Here is a 16,231-nt window from a genome sequence, read left to right as displayed (position 1 = left end):
AGGAAGGTCGACCCTTTGGCCGCCGGACTCTCAATAGGCAGGTCCGGCGCACCGAAAGGAGCTCGGGCGCAGCCGGAACGCGGCCCGGTCGCGGGCACGCGGACCGGCGGACGGTAGAAGTCTGGTCGAAATGAGGCGGTCATGGGACAAGAGTCGGTTACCTCCATGATATTGGACGATGCCCGGTCGCATCGGTCGTTCGAGCAGGACTACTCACCAACCTCAATAGCCGAGGAACCAACAGGTGAGAGTTCTCGCGTGTCGTACGATCTGGCAGTTGTTGGTCTTGGCTATGTGGGTCTGCCCCTGCTGAAAGAGGCGGCCGCTGCCGGACTGCGCGTCATCGGAGTGGATATCGACGCCAATCGCGTCGATATGCTGAACAGCGGGAAATCCTACATCGACGACATCTCCAAGGACGATCTCGGCGAGATGCTCGACGCCGGCTTCCGGGCGACGACGGACCCGGCGTCGTTCGCCGAGAGCGCGGTCATCATCGTCTGCGTGCCGACGCCACTCAGCGACGATCACGGGCCGGACCTGTCGGCGGTGCGCAGCGCGGCACACATGGTCGCCGCCTGCCTGACGCCGGGCACCCTGGTCGTGCTCGAGTCCACCACGTACCCCGGCACGACCGAGGAGGTCGTCCGGCCGATCCTGGAGAAGTCAGGCCTCACGGCGGGGCGCGACTTCAGCCTGGCGTACTCACCCGAGCGCATCGATCCGGGCAACGGCCAGTTCGGACTGCGGAACACGCCGAAGGTCGTCGGCGGCCTCACCGAGAGCTGCCGTGACCAGGCGGCCACCTTCTACGGCAAGCTCGTGTCCCGGGTGGTGCCCACCTCCGGCCTGCGCGAAGCCGAGATGGCGAAGCTGCTGGAGAACACCTATCGCAACGTGAACATCGCCCTGGTCAACGAGATGGCGATCTTCTGCGAGGAACTGGGCATCGACCTGTGGGAGACCATCGAGGCCGCTGCCACCAAGCCTTTCGGCTTCCACAAGTTCCTCCCCGGGCCGGGAGTCGGCGGCCACTGCATCCCGGTCGACCCCTCCTACCTGTCGCACACCGTCCGCAAGCTCGGCTACACCTTCCGGCTGGCCGAGACGGCTGACGAGATCAACGGGCGGATGCCGAAGTACGTCGCCAGCCGCCTGCAGCGGGCGCTCAACCGGGAGCGGAAGTCGGTCAACGGCGCGCGCGTGATGCTGCTGGGTGTGACGTACAAGCCGGACATCGCCGACGACCGCGAGACCCCGGCCCTGCCACTGGCCCGTGAGCTGCTCAGCCTCGGCGCCGAGTTGTGTTTCGCCGATCCCTACGTACGGAACTGGACCGTCGACGGCGTGAGCATCACTCCGGTCGAGGCACCCCTGTACGCGGTCCACGACTGCGACGCCGTCGTGCTGCTGCAGCCGCACTCGGCGTTCGACCTCGCGGCCATTGCCCGGCGCTCCCGGCTGGTGCTCGACACGAGCGGCCGCATGGGGCGCTACGACAACGTCGAACGACTCTGAGCCGCGCTCCAGAAGACCTTCGGATGACTCACGGAAACGGACACCCACGATGACGTTCAGCTGGTCGCAGCAGCGCATTCTCATCCTTTCGCCGCACCCCGACGACGAGGTTCTCGGCTGTGGCGGATTGATCCACAAGGCGAAGTCCGCAGGCGCCGAGGTCTTCGTCCAGTTCCTCACGGTCGGCAACACCACCGACCAGTCCTCGTCGGTCTCTACCAGCCCGGAGGACCGCAACGACGAGATCAAGCGGGTCGCCGACCACCAACAGTGGGACGGCTGGCACATGGCCTTTCCGGGCGACGAGTACCACCTCCGGCTCGACCAGCTTCCCCGACTCGAACTCGCCAACATGGTGGAGCAGGAGAGCCCGCTCGCCATCGCCAGGCTGCGGCCCACGATGTTGATCGCTCCGCACCGTTCGAGCTACAACCAGGACCACCAGGCCGTGGCTGAGGCGGCCCACACCGCGACGCGGCCGTCCAACAACCGGCTACGCCATCACCCCGACTTCGTGCTGGCCTACGAGGAGGCGGCGGATCAGTGGCGAACCGATTCGGTTCCCATGCCCAACCTCCTGGTCGAGCTCACCGAGGAAGACCTCGGCAGCAAGCTCGAAGCGATGCGGCAGTACGCCACCCAGATTCACGAGCATCCACATACACGGTCCGAAGAAACCCTCCGCAGCCTCGCGGTCCTGCGCGGCATGCAGGCCGGCGTACCGCTGGCCGAGGCGTACCACATCATGCGGTGCCTGGCCTGACCGTCCGCGCCCGACACCCGCACCCCACCTGCTGCCGAAAGGAAGCGAGCAATGCGAATTCTTGTCACCGGGGGCGCCGGATTCATCGGCTCCCACCTCTGTGAATTCCTGGTTGAGCAAGAACACGACGTCACAGTGCTCGACGAGCTGTCCACTGGTTCGGTGGCAAACCTCGCCAGTTGCCTGGACGCCGGCACCGTACGCCTGGTCGAGGGGTCGATCCTCGACCGGGACCTGGTGAACGAGTGCGTCCGCGGCAAGGATCTGGTCTTCCATCTCGCCGCCGCCGTCGGCGTGCGAACCATCGTCGACAGTCCCCTGCACTCACTGCGGGTCAACCTGTACGGCACGGAGAACGTCGTCGAGGCGGCGGTCACGCACGGCGTGCCGTTCGGCGTCACGTCGACCAGCGAGGTGTACGGCAAGAACGACGCCGACGGGCTCCGCGAGGACGCCGACCGGATCCTGGGGTCCCCGCTGCTCAGCCGGTGGTCGTACGCGGCGGCCAAGGGTCTCGACGAGTTGGTGGCGCACATCCGCGCGTCCGAGACGGGCACCCCCTGCGTGAGTTACCGACTGTTCAACGTCGTCGGACCGCGGCAGACCGGCCGGTACGGCATGGTCCTGCCGCGGTTCGTCACGCAGGCGCTCAACCACGAACCGATCACCGTGTACGGCGACGGCACGCAGCGCCGGTGCTTCGGGTCGGTCTACGACGTGGTGCCCGCGATCGTCAAGCTGCTGCAGACCCCGGCGGCGCACGGTAGGGCGGTGAACCTCGGCGGGCGTGAGGAGGTCTCCATCCGCGGACTGGCCGAGAAGATCAAGGATTTCACCGGCTCGACCAGCGACATCCAGACGGTGCCGTACGAGGTCGCCTACGGTAGCGGCTTCGAGGACATGGCCCGCCGCATGCCGGATCTGTCACTGGCCCACGAACTCATCGGCTACACCGCCCGCTACGACCTCGACGACATCGTGCGGTCAGTCGTCACCGACATGCAGCGCGCAGGCGAACGCGAGTCGCTGCTGGCCGCCCCGTAACTCCGGACTCCCGGTCGCGTCGCCACGGCAGGGACCGGCCCGGCGCGGAGAGTGTCCTCCGCGCCGGGCCGTGACATCGGATCGGGTCAGGCGGTCACACACTCCGCCAGCACACCCGGGCCGGTGCCGGTGCCCTGGAAGCCGAAGTTGGTCGACTGCCGGCCGGCGACCCGGCCGTTGTAGCTCACGTTGGTGAACTCGACAGTGCCGCTGGAGCCGCTGGCCTGGGCGTTCCAGGTGCCGGTGACTCCGGCGCCGCCGGGCAGCACGATGGTCACGGTCCAGCCGTTGATGTCCGACTTGCCGGCGGTGACCGTCACGCTCGCGGTGAAGCCCTCGGCCCACTGGTTGATCGCCACCGATGCGTAGCAGCCGTCACCGGCCGGCGGCGTCGTATTCGGCGGGGTGACCGGCGGCGTGGTCGGCGGGGTCGTGGTCGGCGGCGTGGTGGTCGGCGGCGTCGTGGTGGGCGGGGTGGTGGTCGGCGGGTTCGGCGCGCCGTTGGCCAGGCTGAAGGCCAGATCGGGCTGGAACGAACCGGCAGTGAAGCGGCAGCCGTCCGCCTCACCCGGCGGCTTCACCCAGAGGTACGCGTCGATGTTGTTGTCGCCGGTGTTGGTCGTCGGGTACTGACCGATGCGCCGGTCGGTGTTGTCGTCGCCGCACCAGTCCCCGCTGGCGCCCCCGTTACGGCTGGTGTCGATGACCTGGCGCTTGCCCGAGATCCCCATGCCGTTGAGGGAGGAGATGACCGCCCGGCCGAAGTTCGCCTCGTTGGAGGTGGAGTTGTAGTTCGACACGTTGGTGAAGAAGCCGTCGGCGTACTGCACGCCGGCCGCCCGGAGCCGGTTGGCCGTCTCACCGGCGCTGTTCCAGGTGGAGTGGCCGCCGTCGAGGTACACCTTGGCGTTGGGGTTGCCCGACTTGATGGTGCGGGTGGCCGTCGAGATCGCCTGGTTGCGCGCGTTGATCTCGTTGGTGTTCAGGCAGGTCAGCAGGGCGAGCGAGTCGGTTTCCAGGATGATGATGACGGTCTGGTTGCCGAGTCCCCTGGCGAAGTTGGACACCCACGTCTGGTACTGGTTGAGGTCCGGCGCCCCACCGGCGCTGGCCCCGCCGCAGTCCCGGTTGGTGATCTCGTAGACCGCCAGCACCGGGATCTGCTGCGCCGCGTTGGCGGCGCCGATGAACCCGGAGACCTCGGACTGCACCGTCGAGGGGTTGAAGTTGGCGAACCAGCGCGCCTGCGGCTGACTCGCGATCTTGTCGCGGATGACGGCGGCACGCGAGTCACCGGGGTTGGCGGCGACCCAGCGGACGACGGCCGAGCTCGGGTCGCGGTAGAGCGACCCGGACAGTGTGCCGGCGGATGCGCTGCTGACGGCGAGGCAGACGCCGACAGCGGTGGCGCCCGCGACGGCCGCCACACCGATGGCCGCCGATCTGCGGCGGAGCGAGGAGAGGATGGCCACGTCGTGTTGCCTCCAGATCACATAGATGTGTCTAAGTTCATGGGAGCGTTCCCAGGACGGTAGCGGAGGCGCGCGCCGCTGCCAAGACGTGGACGCCCGTCGATGGGGCAATTGCCCGCGTTTGTAGGTCAAAGGCTCATGCGGCTCAACGCGACGCGGCTGTCGCCGGACATCCAGGCAGTGGTCAGTGCGAGGTCGGGGCGAGCGCTATGACCGGCCGAGTGCGACAGCGAGTCGGCGGACCGCTTCGTCCATCAACTCCGCCGGGGCAGCCGCGTACGTGAGGCGCAGGTGGGGCGCTGGAGCCTCGGCTGCGTACCAGGGCCGGCCGGGGAAGACGATGACGCCCGCGGCGGCAGCGGCGGCGGACAACGCCACGTCGTCAGTGCCGTCGGGAAGCCGGACCCACAGGTGCAGCCCACCGCGCGGAACGCCCTGCGGGGTCAGCGACGGCACGTGCCGCGCCAGCGCGGACAGCAGCGCCTCGCGCCGGGAGCGCAGCTCGTTTCGCAGGTTACGACGATGCCGGGCCCAGGCAGGTGCGGTGACGAACTCCAACGTGGCCTGTTGCAGCGGCCCGGCGACGAAGAAGTCGTCGAGCAGCCGGGCAGCCCGCAGTCGGGTGCCAGCCGGACCGCGCGCACCGATCGCGGCGACCCGGAGGCCGGGTGCGGCGGATTTGGTCAGCGAGCGCAGGTAGATGACGTGCCCGTCCGGGTCGTCGGCGGCCAGTGGCGGCGGCGGGTCGCCGTCGATGGCCAGGTCGCGGGCGTAGTCGTCCTCGATCAGGAACGCCCCGGCGGCGCGAACCTCGGCCGCGACCGCCGCTCGGCGCTGGACGGCGAGCGTCGCGCCGTGCGGGTTGGCGTAGAGCGGCTGGCAGTAGAACAGCCGGGCGCCGGTACGGGCAAACGCGACGGCGAGCTGGTCGGGCCGTACGCCATCGACGTCGGCGGGCACGGGCACCAGTCGCAGGCCCGCCGCGCGGGCGGCGGCCAGCGCGCCCAGGTAGGTCGGGGACTCCACGAGCAGGGTGTCGCCGGGCGTGGTCAGCGCGCGCAGCGTCGACGACAGTGCGGCCTGCCCGCCGGGGCAGATCACCATGTCGTCGGGGCGCAGCCCCGTGCCGGCCTCGCGGGCGAACCAGGCGCGCAGATCCTCGCGCCCCTCGGCCGGCCCGCGCTCCCAGGAGGACGGCTGCCGGGCCGCGCGGGCCAACGCCGCGCCGAGCGGGCCGGCGGGCTGAAGATTCGGCTCCAGATAACCACCGGACAGCGGAATCGCACCTGCGGGCGGTAACGCGAGTAACGCCTGCATCTCCTCCTCGCCCGGCCGGCGGGGGCCGAGCGCCACCGTCTGCCACGACAGGTCGGGCGCGCTCCGCTGGGCTGGCCGACCGGCCACAAAGGTGCCCCGGCCCGATCGGGTCTCGATCAGGCCCTCCGCAACGAGCTGCCGGATCGCCGCTGCCACCGTCACCGGGGAGGCGTGGTGGCGGGCGGTCAGCTCGCGTACCGAGGGCAGGCGCGTGCCTGCTGCCGCCGCGTCCACCAGGCTCCGCAGATCTTGAACAACAGAATCAACAGCGTTACCGTTGCCCATGACGGTACAGAGTAGCGCTACTGCCCCGGTGACGATAACAGCGGGACGCGGCGCCGGCCTCGCCCTCGGCGCACTGGGGGTGCTCGCCTTCAGCATGTCGCTGCCGGCCACCCGCCTCGCGGTGCAGGATCTCGACCCGTGGTTCGTCGCCTTCGGCCGGGCGGTCGGCGCGGCGCTGCTGGCGTACGCGTACCTGCGGTTCACCAGAGCGCCGCGACCCACCCGGGGCCAGTGGCAGCGGCTCTCGATCGTCGCGCTCGGTGTCGTCGTCGGCTTTCCACTGTTCACGTCGCTCGCGCTCACCACGCAGACCTCCGCGCACGGCGCGGTGGTCATCACGGTGCTGCCCGCCATGACGGCCGTCTTCGCGGTGCTGCGGTCGAACGAGCGCCCGCCCCCGTTGTTCTGGATCGCCACTGTCGCTGGACTGCTGTCGGTGCTCACGTTCCTCGCCGCCAGCGGCGCGGTGCACGGCGCCCTCTCCCTCGCCGACCTGTTCCTGCTGGCAGCGGTCGTGCTCTGCGGCCTCGGGTACGCCGAGGGCGGCGCGCTCGCCCGCGAGCTCGGCGGGGCCCGGACGATCTGCTGGGCGTTGCTGCTCTCCCTGCCTGCCACGGTGCCCATCACGGCCGTGGCGGCCGTCGCCCGTCCCCCACAGGCGGACGCCGTCGTCTGGTCGGCGTTCGGTTACCTCACCGTCGTCTCGATGTTCCTCGGCTTCTTCGCCTGGTACGCGGGCCTCGCCCGGGGTGGCATCGCCAAGGTCGGCCAGATTCAGCTGGCCCAGCCCGTACTGACCCTGATCTGGTCGGCGCTGCTGCTCGACGAGACCGTCACACCCGCCTCGATCGCGGCGGCGGTGGTGGTGCTGGCCTGCGTCGTGCTGATCCAGCGAACCCGGGCCAGCACCCAGGTGACAGTGCCCGCGTCGGCGACACAGCCCGGTCGCTGACCGTCACGACGGCGGATCCGTGCTCCTCGCCGGAGGCCAGCGCCGCCGGCCGGCCCGGTCAGACCGGCGCCAGGCCCAACGCGCGCACGTCGACCGCTACCTCACTGCCGTACGACTCGACGATGCGGCGCTCGAAAACGTCGGCGTCGACGGTGTATTCCTGCGGGCCCTCGACCTCCAGCACGTGCGCCGCCAGCACGCAGCCCACCTGTGCCGCCCGCTCGATGGGCAGGTCCGCGGCGAGCGCGGCGAAGAAGCCGGCCCGGAAGCCGTCGCCGACGCCGGTCGGGTCGACGATGGCGCCCACCCGCGGCGCCGGGACCAGGAACTCGCCGTCGCGCCCGGTGATCCGTACCCCGTTGGCGCCCAGGGTCACGACCCGCACGCCCACCCGGCGCAGGATGTCGTCCTCGCTCAGGCCGGTCTTCGACTCCAGCAGCGCCGCCTCGTACTCGTTCGTCAAGAGATAGCGCGCACCGGTGATCATCGCCTCGATGTCGGCCGACGACATCCGGGCCAGCTGCTGCGACGGGTCGGCGGCGAAGGGCAGGCCCAGTCGGCGGCAGGCGGCGGCACGGGCGAGCATGGTGTCCGGATTCTCCGCGGCGACGATGACGAGCCGGAGGCCGCCGGCCCGGGTGGCGACACCGTCGAGGCTGATCCGGTCGGGCTCGCCCATCGCACCCGGATAGAACGACGCGATCTGGCAGAGGTCGGTGTCGGTGGTGCAGATGAACCGTGCGGTGTGTGCGATGGAGCTGACCTGCACCTCCGAGCAGTCGACCCCGTTGCGCTCGAGCCAGCTGCGGTAGTCGCCGAAGTCGCCACCGACCGCGCCGAGCAGCACCGGCCGGTGCCCGAGTTGAGCCAGCCCGAAGGCGATGTTGGCAGCGACCCCGCCGCGACGGACGACGAGGTCGTCGACGAGGAACGAGAGCGAGACGGTGTCGAGGCTGCCGGCGACGAGTTGCTCGGCGAACCGCCCCGGGAAGCGCATCAGATGGTCGGTCGCGATCGAACCGGATACGGCGATCATGCGGACGGGCCCTCTCAGTAGCGGTAGTGGTCGGGCTTGTAGGGCCCCTCGACCGGGACACCGAGGTAGTTGGCTTGTTCCTTGGTCAGCTCGGTGAGGCGCACACCCAACGCGGCGAGGTGGAGTCGGGCGACCTTCTCGTCCAGGTGCTTGGGGAGGGTGTGGACACCGACCGGGTACTGGTCGGTGCGGGTGAACAGCTCGATCTGCGCGATGGTCTGGTTGGCGAAGCTGTTCGACATCACGAAGCTCGGATGTCCGGTGGCGTTGCCGAGGTTCAACAGCCGCCCCTCGGACAACACGATGATCGAGTGGCCGTCCGCGAACCGCCACTCGTCCACCTGCGGCTTCACCGTGATCCGCTCGACGTCCCCGCGTTTCGCGAGACCGGCCATGTCGATCTCGTTGTCGAAGTGACCGATGTTCCCCACTATCGCCTGGTGCTTCATGCTGGCCATGTGCTCGTTGGTGATCACACTGAAGCAGCCCGTCGCGGTCACGAAGATGTCAGCGGTCTCGACAACGTCATCGATGGTCGCGACCTGGTAGCCGTCCATCGCCGCCTGCAGGGCGCAGATCGGGTCCACCTCGGTCACGATGACCCGCGCGCCCTGACCGCGCAGACTCTCGGCGCAGCCCTTGCCAACGTCGCCGTAACCGAACACGACGGCGACCTTCCCGCCAATCAGCACATCGGTGGCCCGGTTGATCCCGTCGATCAGCGAGTGCCGGCAGCCGTACTTGTTGTCGAACTTGCTCTTGGTCACCGAGTCGTTGACGTTGATCGCCGGGAACAGCAGGTTCCCCGCCTGCTGCATCTCGTACAGCCGGTGCACACCGGTGGTGGTCTCCTCGGTCACGCCCCTGATCCCGGCGGCGACCCGCGTCCAGCGACGGTTGTCCTCCCGCAGCGACCGGGTCAACACACCGAGGATGACCTCGTACTCCTCGGAGTCCGCGCTCTCCGGCGACGGCACCGCCCCGATCGCCTCGAACTCGGCACCCTTGTGCACCAGCAACGTGGCGTCACCACCGTCGTCGAGGATCATGTTCGGGCCCTGCCCGTCCGGCCAGAGCAGCACCTGCTGGGTGCACCACCAGTACTCGTCGAGGGTCTCGCCCTTCCAGGCGTAGACCGGGACGCCCGCCGGGGCGTCCGGGGTGCCGGCCGGACCGACCACGATCGCTGCCGCCGCGTGGTCCTGGGTCGAGAAGATGTTGCAGGAAGCCCACCTGACCTGCGCGCCGAGCGCCACCAGCGTCTCGATCAGCACCGCCGTCTGAATCGTCATGTGCAGCGAGCCGGTGATCCGCGCACCCTTCAGCGGCTGCCGCGAGGCGAACTCCCTCCGGATCGACATCAGCCCCGGCATCTCGTGCTCGGCCAGCTCGATCTCCTTACGCCCGAAGGCCGCCAACGACAGGTCCGCCACCTTGAAATCGCTGAAGTTGCCAGTCATGCCCGCACCCTCCCCCAGCGGCGTCGAGGACCGTTGGAGTCCGGTTCAACGGTGCTCATGCGCCGCACCCGGGCCGCCTGGAGCCCGGGTGCGGCGCAGGAGCTGTCAGGAGTTGCGGCTGGCCGGGTCGACCCGGGCGTACGTGAGCAGGTCCGCCATCGTGAACTGGCCGGAGAAGCGGGCGGGCAGGGTCGGGCGCCAGCTGGGCTGCACGGTCAGGTAGCTCGCCGGGTCGAGTTGGGCGACGCCGATGAGCACCTCCGCCACGATCCGCCCACCCACCGCGCCCAACGAACCGCCGCCGGCCTGGAGCTGCGCCTCCTTGAGGATGTAGTAGAAGAGCGGGGTGTTGGCGTCCAGGCCGAGGCCGTACCCACTGAGCTCGGGGAAGTTGAAGCTGCCGAGCGCGGGCGCCCCGATGTGCGCGGCGATCCGCTGGCCCGACGGGATGCCGAAGGTCAACTGCCGGAGCAGGTCGCGGCCGAGCAGGTTGGCAGACGGCGAGCCGGACGGCGGCGGTGGCAGCGGGAAACCGAACAGCGGTGTCGAGTTGCGCACGTCGATCCACTTGCTCCAGCGCACCTGGCCGTCGAAGAACTGGAACCAGAACTGGTAGTCGAGGTAGCGGCGGGCGGCCCGCTTCCCGCCGCGCAGGTCGGCCGGGTCGGCGCCGCCCAGCGCCGAGTCGAAGAGCATGGCGTAGAACTCGTCGCCGCCGTTGCCGGTGCGGTTGACCAGGTAGGCCGGTCGTGGCTGGCTGTGGCCGAAGCGGAACGCCGCCGCGGTGAACTCGACCGGGATGAATGTCGCGTTCGGCTCCGGCCGGTAGAAGCGCCGGCCTCCGCTGAGCACCGTGGAGACGGTGCCCGGGCCGGCGATCAGCGGGAGGAACTCGTTGAGCACGATCCACTGGTAGTGCCAGGTGACGAGCCTGCGGGCGGCGGCGAAGACCTGCGACTCCGCTGTGCCCTGGGCGCGCACCAGGTCGACCACCCGGTTGTGGAAGAGGATGAACGCGGCAGTGATCTGCGCGATCGGCAGGTTCTCGTCGTTGCGGGGGTCGAAGACGATCGCCTTACCGCTGGAGTTGCGCGGCAGGTCCTCGAAGCGCCCGCCCGACTCGATCCTGAGTTTGGCGGGGTCGGATGAGGTGTACAGCTCCGGGTTCCCGGTCGGTCCGGCACCGTAGAGCGAGTCGAGGTCGAGGGCCGGCGTCCGGGGATTGGGCACCGTGGTCGGGTCGACCGGCGTGCCCAGCGGCGCCGTCGTCTCGAAGGCCAGGTCGTGGTCGACGAACTGCCCGAAGTACGTCATGCCCTGCGGGACCGAGAAGTTGTCGGGGTTGTTGATGCTGTGTTGCTGCAGGTCGGAGAGGGCCTCGGCGCCGACACCGAGCGGGTCGCGGGCGTCCATCGGGCCACCGACGCGGGACAGGTCGATCAGCGCGTTCCGCATCTGGGTCGTCGCCGACCCGAACGCCGGTAACGACGGGAACATCCGACCGAACCGGTTGGAGAACGCGGCCGCCGCCGGCGCCGCGTCGAGCAGGACTCCCCCGGTGCCGGCGAGGAGCGCGCCCGCGCCGACTCCGGCCAATAGTCGCCGTCGGCTGACACCTGGAGAAGCGTTGCCAATTGCCATGTCGGCCACCTTCCGTCCGCGGGCGCCCGCGTGGACGCACGGGCGGTAAACCCGCGAACCGGCAGCAGTGTGAACCCTCCCCTTAGTGGCGCTCTGGAGCTTCGGTGGTGTCCGGCTGGAGACCGGTGAGCATGGTGTCGACAAGCGAGGTGTCGTGTTTGGCGGCGCGGAACAGCGGATGGTCGAGCGTCGATCGGAGGAAGTCGCGGGTGGTGGCCACACCTGGCCCTTCGACGGCGCACTCGTCGAGGGCGCGGGCCATCCGGGCCAGGGCCTGGGTGCGGTCGGGCGCCCAGACGACCACCTTCGCGAGGAGCGAGTCGTAGTCGGCCGGAACCCGGTAGCCGGCGTACCCGTGCGTGTCGACCCGGACGAACGGGCCGGCGGGCAGGTCGAAGCGGGTCAGCTCACCCGGTGTCGGTACGAAGCCGCGCGCCGGGTCCTCGACGTTGAGGCGACACTCGATCGCGGTACCGCGCGGCGTCACGTCAGCCTGGGTCAGTGCGAGCCGTTCGCCGCCCGCGACGAGGATCTGTTGCCGCACCAGGTCGACGCCGGTCACCAACTCGGAGACCGGGTGTTCGACCTGCAGGCGGCAGTTGACCTCCATGAGGTGGAAGTCGTCCCCGCCGCCGACCAGGAACTCGAAGGTGCCCGCGCCCACGTAGCCGACGCCGAGCGCGCCGGTGACCGCGGCGGCGGTCATCCGGTCGACAAGGTGTTGCGGCAACCCGGGCGCGGGTGACTCCTCGATCAGTTTCTGGTGACGCCGCTGCACCGAGCAGTCGCGCTCGCCGAGGTGGACGCCGTTGCCGTAACGGTCGGTGAGCACCTGCACCTCGACGTGGCGCGCCGATTCGAGGTAACGCTCGATGTAGACCCGGTTGTCGCCGAAGAGCAGCTGCGCCTCGGCCCGCGCGGTGGCGAACTCGCCCAGGAACGAGGCCGGGTCGCGGACCACCCGAACGCCCCGGCCGCCACCACCGGCGACCGCCTTGATGATCAGCGGAAAGCCGATCTCCTCCGCCACCGCGCGGGCGTGGGCCGCCGACTCGACGGCGTCGGTGGTGCCGGGAAGCACCGGCAGGCCGAGGCCCGCCATGATGCCCCGCGTCCGGGCCTTGTCGCCCAGCGCGGCCATCACGGCGGGCGGCGGCCCGATGAACGTGATCCCGTCGGCCGCACAGATCTCGGCGAAGTCCGGGTCCTCGGAGAGGAAGCCGTAACCCGGGTGGATCGCGTCGGCCCCCGTGCGACGGGCCGCCTCGATGATGGCCGGGGCGCTCAGGTAGCTGCGCCGGCTCGGGCCCGGCCCGATCTGGACGGCCTCGTCCGCCAACCGCACCACCGCCGAGTCGCGGTCGACTGTCGAGTAGACAGCAACTGTCCGCAGCCCCATCTCCCGGCAGGTCCGCGCGATGCGGACCGCGATCTCGCCCCGGTTGGCGATCAGCACCGACTCGAACACCGTCAGTCCTCCGACACAGCTAAGGCGATCAGCCGCTCGCCGTACTCGACCGGAGTCGCGTTGGGCACCAGTACCTTCACGACCTCGCCCGCACGGTCGGCCTCAACCGGGATCATCATCTTCATCGCTTCCAGGATCGCGACCTGCTGGCCGGCCACGACCTGGTCGCCCTCCCGAACGAACGGGTCGGCGCCGGGCGACGGCGCGAGGTAGAGCGTCGCGACCATCGGCGCGCACACGTAGTGCAGCCCGGCGTCGGCCTCCACCGGCGGGGCCGCCGGGGCTGCCGCCACCACAGCCGCGCCGTCTGGCCACTCCACCTCGACCACCAGGTCGCCGTGCTGGAGTCGGGCGCGACGGACCGGGCCTGGCGTCGATCCGATCAGCCGCGCGAGGCTGCGGACCGCGGCGTCCAGCGGGTCGGCGTTACCCTCCGGCATTCGTCACACCTCCGATCTGTCGGAAGCGGGCCCGGCGATGGACCCGCACCTCCTCGCGGTGCAGACCGGCCAGCTCCGCCAACGCGTCGACGACCGCCCGGTGTACGGCCAACGCGGTCGCACCGGGATCGGCCGGCGCCCCGCCGGGCGGTTCGGGAACCACCCCGTCGACGATGCCGAGCGAGAGCAGGTCGCCGGCCTGGAGTTTGAGCTGTGCGGCGGCCTCGTCGGCCCGGCCGGAGTCGTTCCAGAGGATCGCGGCGCAACCCTCCGGGCTGATCACCGAGTACGTCGCGTTCTCGAGCATCAGCACCCGGTTGCCGACGCCGAGGGCGAGCGCACCCCCGCTGCCGCCCTCGCCGGTCACCACCGCGACGACCGGCACCGTCAGCCCGGCCATCAGTCGGATGTTGTCGGCGATGGCGAGGGCCTGCCCGTTCTCCTCCGCCGAGATGCCGTGGTAGGCACCGGGTGTGTCGATCAGCGTCACGATCGGCGCGCCGAGCTTCTCGGCCAGACGCATCAGCCGGGCCGCCTTGCGGTAGCCGGCCGGTGTCGCCATGCCGAAGTTGCGGCTGGCCACCTCGGCGACCGTGTGGCCCTTCTGGTGGCCGATCACCACGACCGGCCGCCCGTCGATCAGGCCGACGCCGCCGACGATCGCCGGGCAGTCACTCGCGAGCCGGTCGCCGTGCAGCTCCACGAAGCCGTCCACGAAGTGGCCGATGTAGTCGAGCGTGGAGGGGCGACCGAGAGCACGGGACCGTGCCACGACCGTCCACGGGTCCGCCGGGTCGGCGGGCGCGGTCGCCCGTACCCGGGAGTGCTCCGGGGTGAACGGCCCGGCCGCCGCGAAGGCCAGCAGCCGGGCGATGGTCGGCCGCAGGTTCGACCGGGGTACCAGGTCGTCGAGCATGCCGCGGGCAAAGAGGTACTCGGCGGTCTGGAAGCCGGCCGGCAGTGGCTGGCGCAGCGTCTGCTGGATCACCCTCGGCCCGGCGAAGCCGAGGCGGGCCCCCGGCTCGGCGAGGATGACGTCGCAGAGGGTCGCGAACGATGCCGCGACGCCACCGTAGGTCGGGTCGCTGACCAGGGAGATCGTCAGGACCCCCGCCTCGTCGAGAGCACCGAGCGCCGCGCTGGTCTTGGCCATCTGCATGAGCGACAGGGCGCCCTCCTGCATCCGGGCACCGCCGGAGGCGCTGACGATCAGCAGCGGCGTACGGGTCTCCAGTGCCAACTCGGCGGCCCGGGTGATCCGCTCACCGACACCCGCGCCGAGGCTGCCGCCGAGGAACCGGAAGTCCATCACCGCGGCGATCAGCGGCTGCCCCTCGACAGTGCCCCGGGCACAGACGACTGCCTCGTCCAGCCCGGTACGCCGACGGGCGGCTTCGAGCCGCTGCGGGTAGGGCTTGGTGTCGACGAACCCGAGCGGATCACCGAACGCGCCGACCGGGGGCAGCTCCTCGACCGAGTCGAGGTCGAAGAGCTGCTCGATCCGCTGGTGCGCGGTGACCTGGTCGTGGTGGTCGCACTCCGGGCAGACGCCCAGGTTGCGCTCGACACGGCGCTGGTAGAGCAGCGCCCGGCAACCCGGGCAGACCAGCCAGCTCTTACCGACGGGCGTGTTGACGGTGGCGGTCATGACTGCCCGCGTTCGGCCGCGGCCTTCTCCACGATCTCCCGGATGCGTGCCTGCTGCTCACGTGTGGTCCGGTTGAGGTGGGCGGTCATGCCCTCGTCGTCGGCGTGCCCGCCCGGGCGCATCTCGAAGTCCTGCACCCACCGCATCCGCACGCCGCCGTCCGGGATCTCGGTGTACTCCCAGAACAGGTTCATGTACTTGAACGCGCCGGTCTCCAGCCGTCGGGCCCGCACCACCCGGTCGACGCGGTCGGGCACCCGCTCGGAGACCCAGCTCCAGACCCGACCGGCCGGGTCGGGGTGCATCGTCAGGCGGAAGACGACGGCCCCGTCGGCGGACGTCGAGAGCACTTCCGTGCTGGCGTACTCGCTGAACAGGGAGGGCCAGTTGGGGATGTCGTTGGTCAGGTCCCAGACGAGGTCGAACGGTGCGTTGATGACGACCGCGTTGTCAGTGTGTCCGGCCATGGGTTCACCGATCCGCGAGTCGTTGGTTGACGTAGTCGACGGCGAGCCGGGGCGTCTGCATGATCGACACGGCGTCGTCGGGGATGCGCACCTCGTACTCCTGCTGCACCCGCGCCGCCAGCTCCAGCAGCGCGAGCGAGTCGTAGCCGAGGTCTTCGAACGGCGCGTCGAGCGTCGCCGGGTCGGCCCAGTCGGTCTGCTCGACCACGCCGGAGCTGCTCTCCAGGATCCGGCGCAGGTCGTCGAGGGTCAGCTGGCTCATGAGTTTCCTCCCGTCGGTCGCTGCCACCCGTCGCGGACGCCGCCGACCTGCGGCACCGGCGACTCGGGGTGCGGGACCTCCTCGGTGTCGACGTGGCCCAGTTCGGGGCGGGGTGCGAGCGGACTGATCTGGAACACGATCAGCGCGGTCTCACCACCGGCATTGACGATGCGGTGCCGCTGGCCGCGACGGACCATGAGAGCTTCGTCGGCCGCGAGCTTGACCTCCGTGCCGTCGACCCGGATCACGACCTCGCCGCGCACCAGATAACAGAACTTGTCCGAGTACGGGTTGTACTGCTCCGCCAGGAACTCGCCCGGCTCCAGCCGGACCGTGCCCATGAAGCCCTCCGTCGCGTCGACGGTCTTCGGGCTGAGCAGGATCCGCACCTCGCCGCCGATCCGGTTGATGCCGGGCACGTCGGTGGCGGCGACCTTCACTACCGGTTGCCGATGCAT

The 16,231-nt window shown here is 70.1% G+C and carries 15 protein-coding genes; 4 read left to right on the top strand and 11 right to left on the bottom strand.

Features of this window, described 5'->3' with window-relative positions:
- The first annotated feature begins 258 nt into the window (after positions 1-258).
- Genes ACX27O_RS04170 through ACX27O_RS04160 form a run of 3 tightly spaced genes read left to right on the top strand, consistent with a single transcriptional unit; the run spans position 259 to position 3,325 of the window.
- Positions 259-1,518 (top strand): nucleotide sugar dehydrogenase, encoded by a 1,260-nt coding sequence (locus ACX27O_RS04170; protein ID WP_036410874.1) that lies wholly within the window; start codon positions 259-261, stop codon positions 1,516-1,518.
- A 49-nt stretch (positions 1,519-1,567) separates the two neighbouring features.
- Positions 1,568-2,281, top strand: coding sequence for a PIG-L deacetylase family protein (locus ACX27O_RS04165; RefSeq protein ID WP_030329342.1), 714 nt, complete (start codon positions 1,568-1,570; stop codon positions 2,279-2,281).
- A 51-nt stretch (positions 2,282-2,332) separates the two neighbouring features.
- Positions 2,333-3,325 (top strand): NAD-dependent epimerase/dehydratase family protein, encoded by a 993-nt coding sequence (locus ACX27O_RS04160; RefSeq protein ID WP_030329343.1) that lies wholly within the window; start codon positions 2,333-2,335, stop codon positions 3,323-3,325.
- Between the two features lie 86 nt (positions 3,326-3,411).
- On the opposite strand, the gene ACX27O_RS04155 is transcribed toward ACX27O_RS04160, so the two are convergent.
- Together ACX27O_RS04155 and ACX27O_RS04150 are read right to left on the bottom strand one after the other, a co-directional pair.
- A complete protein-coding gene (locus ACX27O_RS04155; protein WP_210857538.1) occupies positions 3,412-4,797 on the bottom strand; it encodes a glycoside hydrolase family 6 protein in 1,386 nt (461 codons plus the stop codon).
- 207 nt (positions 4,798-5,004) lie between these two features.
- Entirely contained in the window at positions 5,005-6,399 is a 1,395-nt protein-coding gene (locus tag ACX27O_RS04150; RefSeq protein ID WP_458938966.1) for an aminotransferase-like domain-containing protein, read from the bottom strand.
- Positions 6,400-6,427: 28 nt separating this feature from the next.
- Between ACX27O_RS04150 and ACX27O_RS04145 the strand changes: the two genes are divergently transcribed.
- Positions 6,428-7,351 carry a DMT family transporter gene (locus ACX27O_RS04145; protein WP_309140689.1) on the top strand — a complete coding sequence of 308 codons (924 nt, stop codon included), beginning with the start codon at positions 6,428-6,430 and terminating at the stop codon, positions 7,349-7,351.
- 58 nt (positions 7,352-7,409) lie between these two features.
- Here ACX27O_RS04145 and ACX27O_RS04140 read toward each other — a convergent pair whose 3' ends face one another.
- The 9 genes from ACX27O_RS04140 to ACX27O_RS04100 all read right to left on the bottom strand — a co-directional run bounded on the left by ACX27O_RS04140 (position 7,410) and on the right by ACX27O_RS04100 (position 16,231).
- Positions 7,410-8,387, bottom strand: a complete 978-nt coding sequence (locus ACX27O_RS04140) for a carbohydrate kinase family protein (protein ID WP_210857535.1) — start codon at positions 8,385-8,387, stop codon at positions 7,410-7,412.
- 14 nt (positions 8,388-8,401) lie between these two features.
- A complete protein-coding gene (gene ahcY, locus ACX27O_RS04135; protein ID WP_210857534.1) occupies positions 8,402-9,847 on the bottom strand; it encodes an adenosylhomocysteinase in 1,446 nt (481 codons plus the stop codon).
- Positions 9,848-9,952: 105 nt separating this feature from the next.
- Entirely contained in the window at positions 9,953-11,488 is a 1,536-nt protein-coding gene (locus tag ACX27O_RS04130) for a peroxidase family protein (protein ID WP_156057346.1), read from the bottom strand.
- Positions 11,489-11,570: 82 nt separating this feature from the next.
- A complete protein-coding gene (locus tag ACX27O_RS04125) occupies positions 11,571-12,956 on the bottom strand; it encodes an acetyl-CoA carboxylase biotin carboxylase subunit (RefSeq protein ID WP_030329350.1) in 1,386 nt (461 codons plus the stop codon).
- 2 nt (positions 12,957-12,958) lie between these two features.
- Positions 12,959-13,396 (bottom strand): acetyl-CoA carboxylase biotin carboxyl carrier protein, encoded by a 438-nt coding sequence (locus tag ACX27O_RS04120; RefSeq protein WP_030329351.1) that lies wholly within the window; start codon positions 13,394-13,396, stop codon positions 12,959-12,961.
- Complete coding sequence (locus ACX27O_RS04115; protein ID WP_030329352.1) at positions 13,383-15,044, bottom strand: acetyl-CoA carboxylase carboxyl transferase subunit; 1,662 nt, start codon at positions 15,042-15,044, stop codon at positions 13,383-13,385. Before ACX27O_RS04115 ends, ACX27O_RS04120 begins: the two co-directional genes overlap by 14 nt.
- The gene (locus ACX27O_RS04110) at positions 15,041-15,511 is read right to left on the bottom strand and encodes an SRPBCC family protein (RefSeq protein ID WP_210866524.1); all 471 of its coding nucleotides are present in this window, start codon (positions 15,509-15,511) and stop codon (positions 15,041-15,043) included. Before ACX27O_RS04110 ends, ACX27O_RS04115 begins: the two co-directional genes overlap by 4 nt.
- Before the next feature lie 4 nt (positions 15,512-15,515).
- Complete coding sequence (locus ACX27O_RS04105; RefSeq protein ID WP_030329356.1) at positions 15,516-15,773, bottom strand: acyl carrier protein; 258 nt, start codon at positions 15,771-15,773, stop codon at positions 15,516-15,518.
- Positions 15,770-16,231 carry a cupin domain-containing protein gene (locus ACX27O_RS04100; protein ID WP_081883721.1) on the bottom strand — a complete coding sequence of 154 codons (462 nt, stop codon included), beginning with the start codon at positions 16,229-16,231 and terminating at the stop codon, positions 15,770-15,772. The genes ACX27O_RS04105 and ACX27O_RS04100 overlap by 4 nt, the downstream gene beginning before the upstream one ends.

It is taken from the genome of Micromonospora sp. SD19 (genome assembly GCF_054462275.1).
Note: the sequence above shows the minus strand (reverse complement) of the source record. Positions and strands in the feature narration are given on the sequence as shown.

Coding starts and splice junctions, on each gene's coding strand:
- ACX27O_RS04165 (WP_030329342.1), top strand. CDS start 1,568: ATGACGTTCAGCTGGTCGCAGCAGCGCATTCTCATCCTTTCGCCGCAC.
- ACX27O_RS04160 (WP_030329343.1), top strand. CDS start 2,333: ATGCGAATTCTTGTCACCGGGGGCGCCGGATTCATCGGCTCCCACCTC.
- ACX27O_RS04150 (WP_458938966.1), bottom strand. CDS start 6,399: ATGGGCAACGGTAACGCTGTTGATTCTGTTGTTCAAGATCTGCGGAGC.
- ACX27O_RS04140 (WP_210857535.1), bottom strand. CDS start 8,387: ATGATCGCCGTATCCGGTTCGATCGCGACCGACCATCTGATGCGCTTC.
- ahcY (WP_210857534.1), bottom strand. CDS start 9,847: ATGACTGGCAACTTCAGCGATTTCAAGGTGGCGGACCTGTCGTTGGCG.
- ACX27O_RS04130 (WP_156057346.1), bottom strand. CDS start 11,488: ATGGCAATTGGCAACGCTTCTCCAGGTGTCAGCCGACGGCGACTATTG.
- ACX27O_RS04120 (WP_030329351.1), bottom strand. CDS start 13,396: ATGCCGGAGGGTAACGCCGACCCGCTGGACGCCGCGGTCCGCAGCCTC.
- ACX27O_RS04115 (WP_030329352.1), bottom strand. CDS start 15,044: ATGACCGCCACCGTCAACACGCCCGTCGGTAAGAGCTGGCTGGTCTGC.
- ACX27O_RS04110 (WP_210866524.1), bottom strand. CDS start 15,511: ATGGCCGGACACACTGACAACGCGGTCGTCATCAACGCACCGTTCGAC.
- ACX27O_RS04105 (WP_030329356.1), bottom strand. CDS start 15,773: ATGAGCCAGCTGACCCTCGACGACCTGCGCCGGATCCTGGAGAGCAGC.
- ACX27O_RS04100 (WP_081883721.1), bottom strand. CDS start 16,231: ATGCATCGGCAACCGGTAGTGAAGGTCGCCGCCACCGACGTGCCCGGC.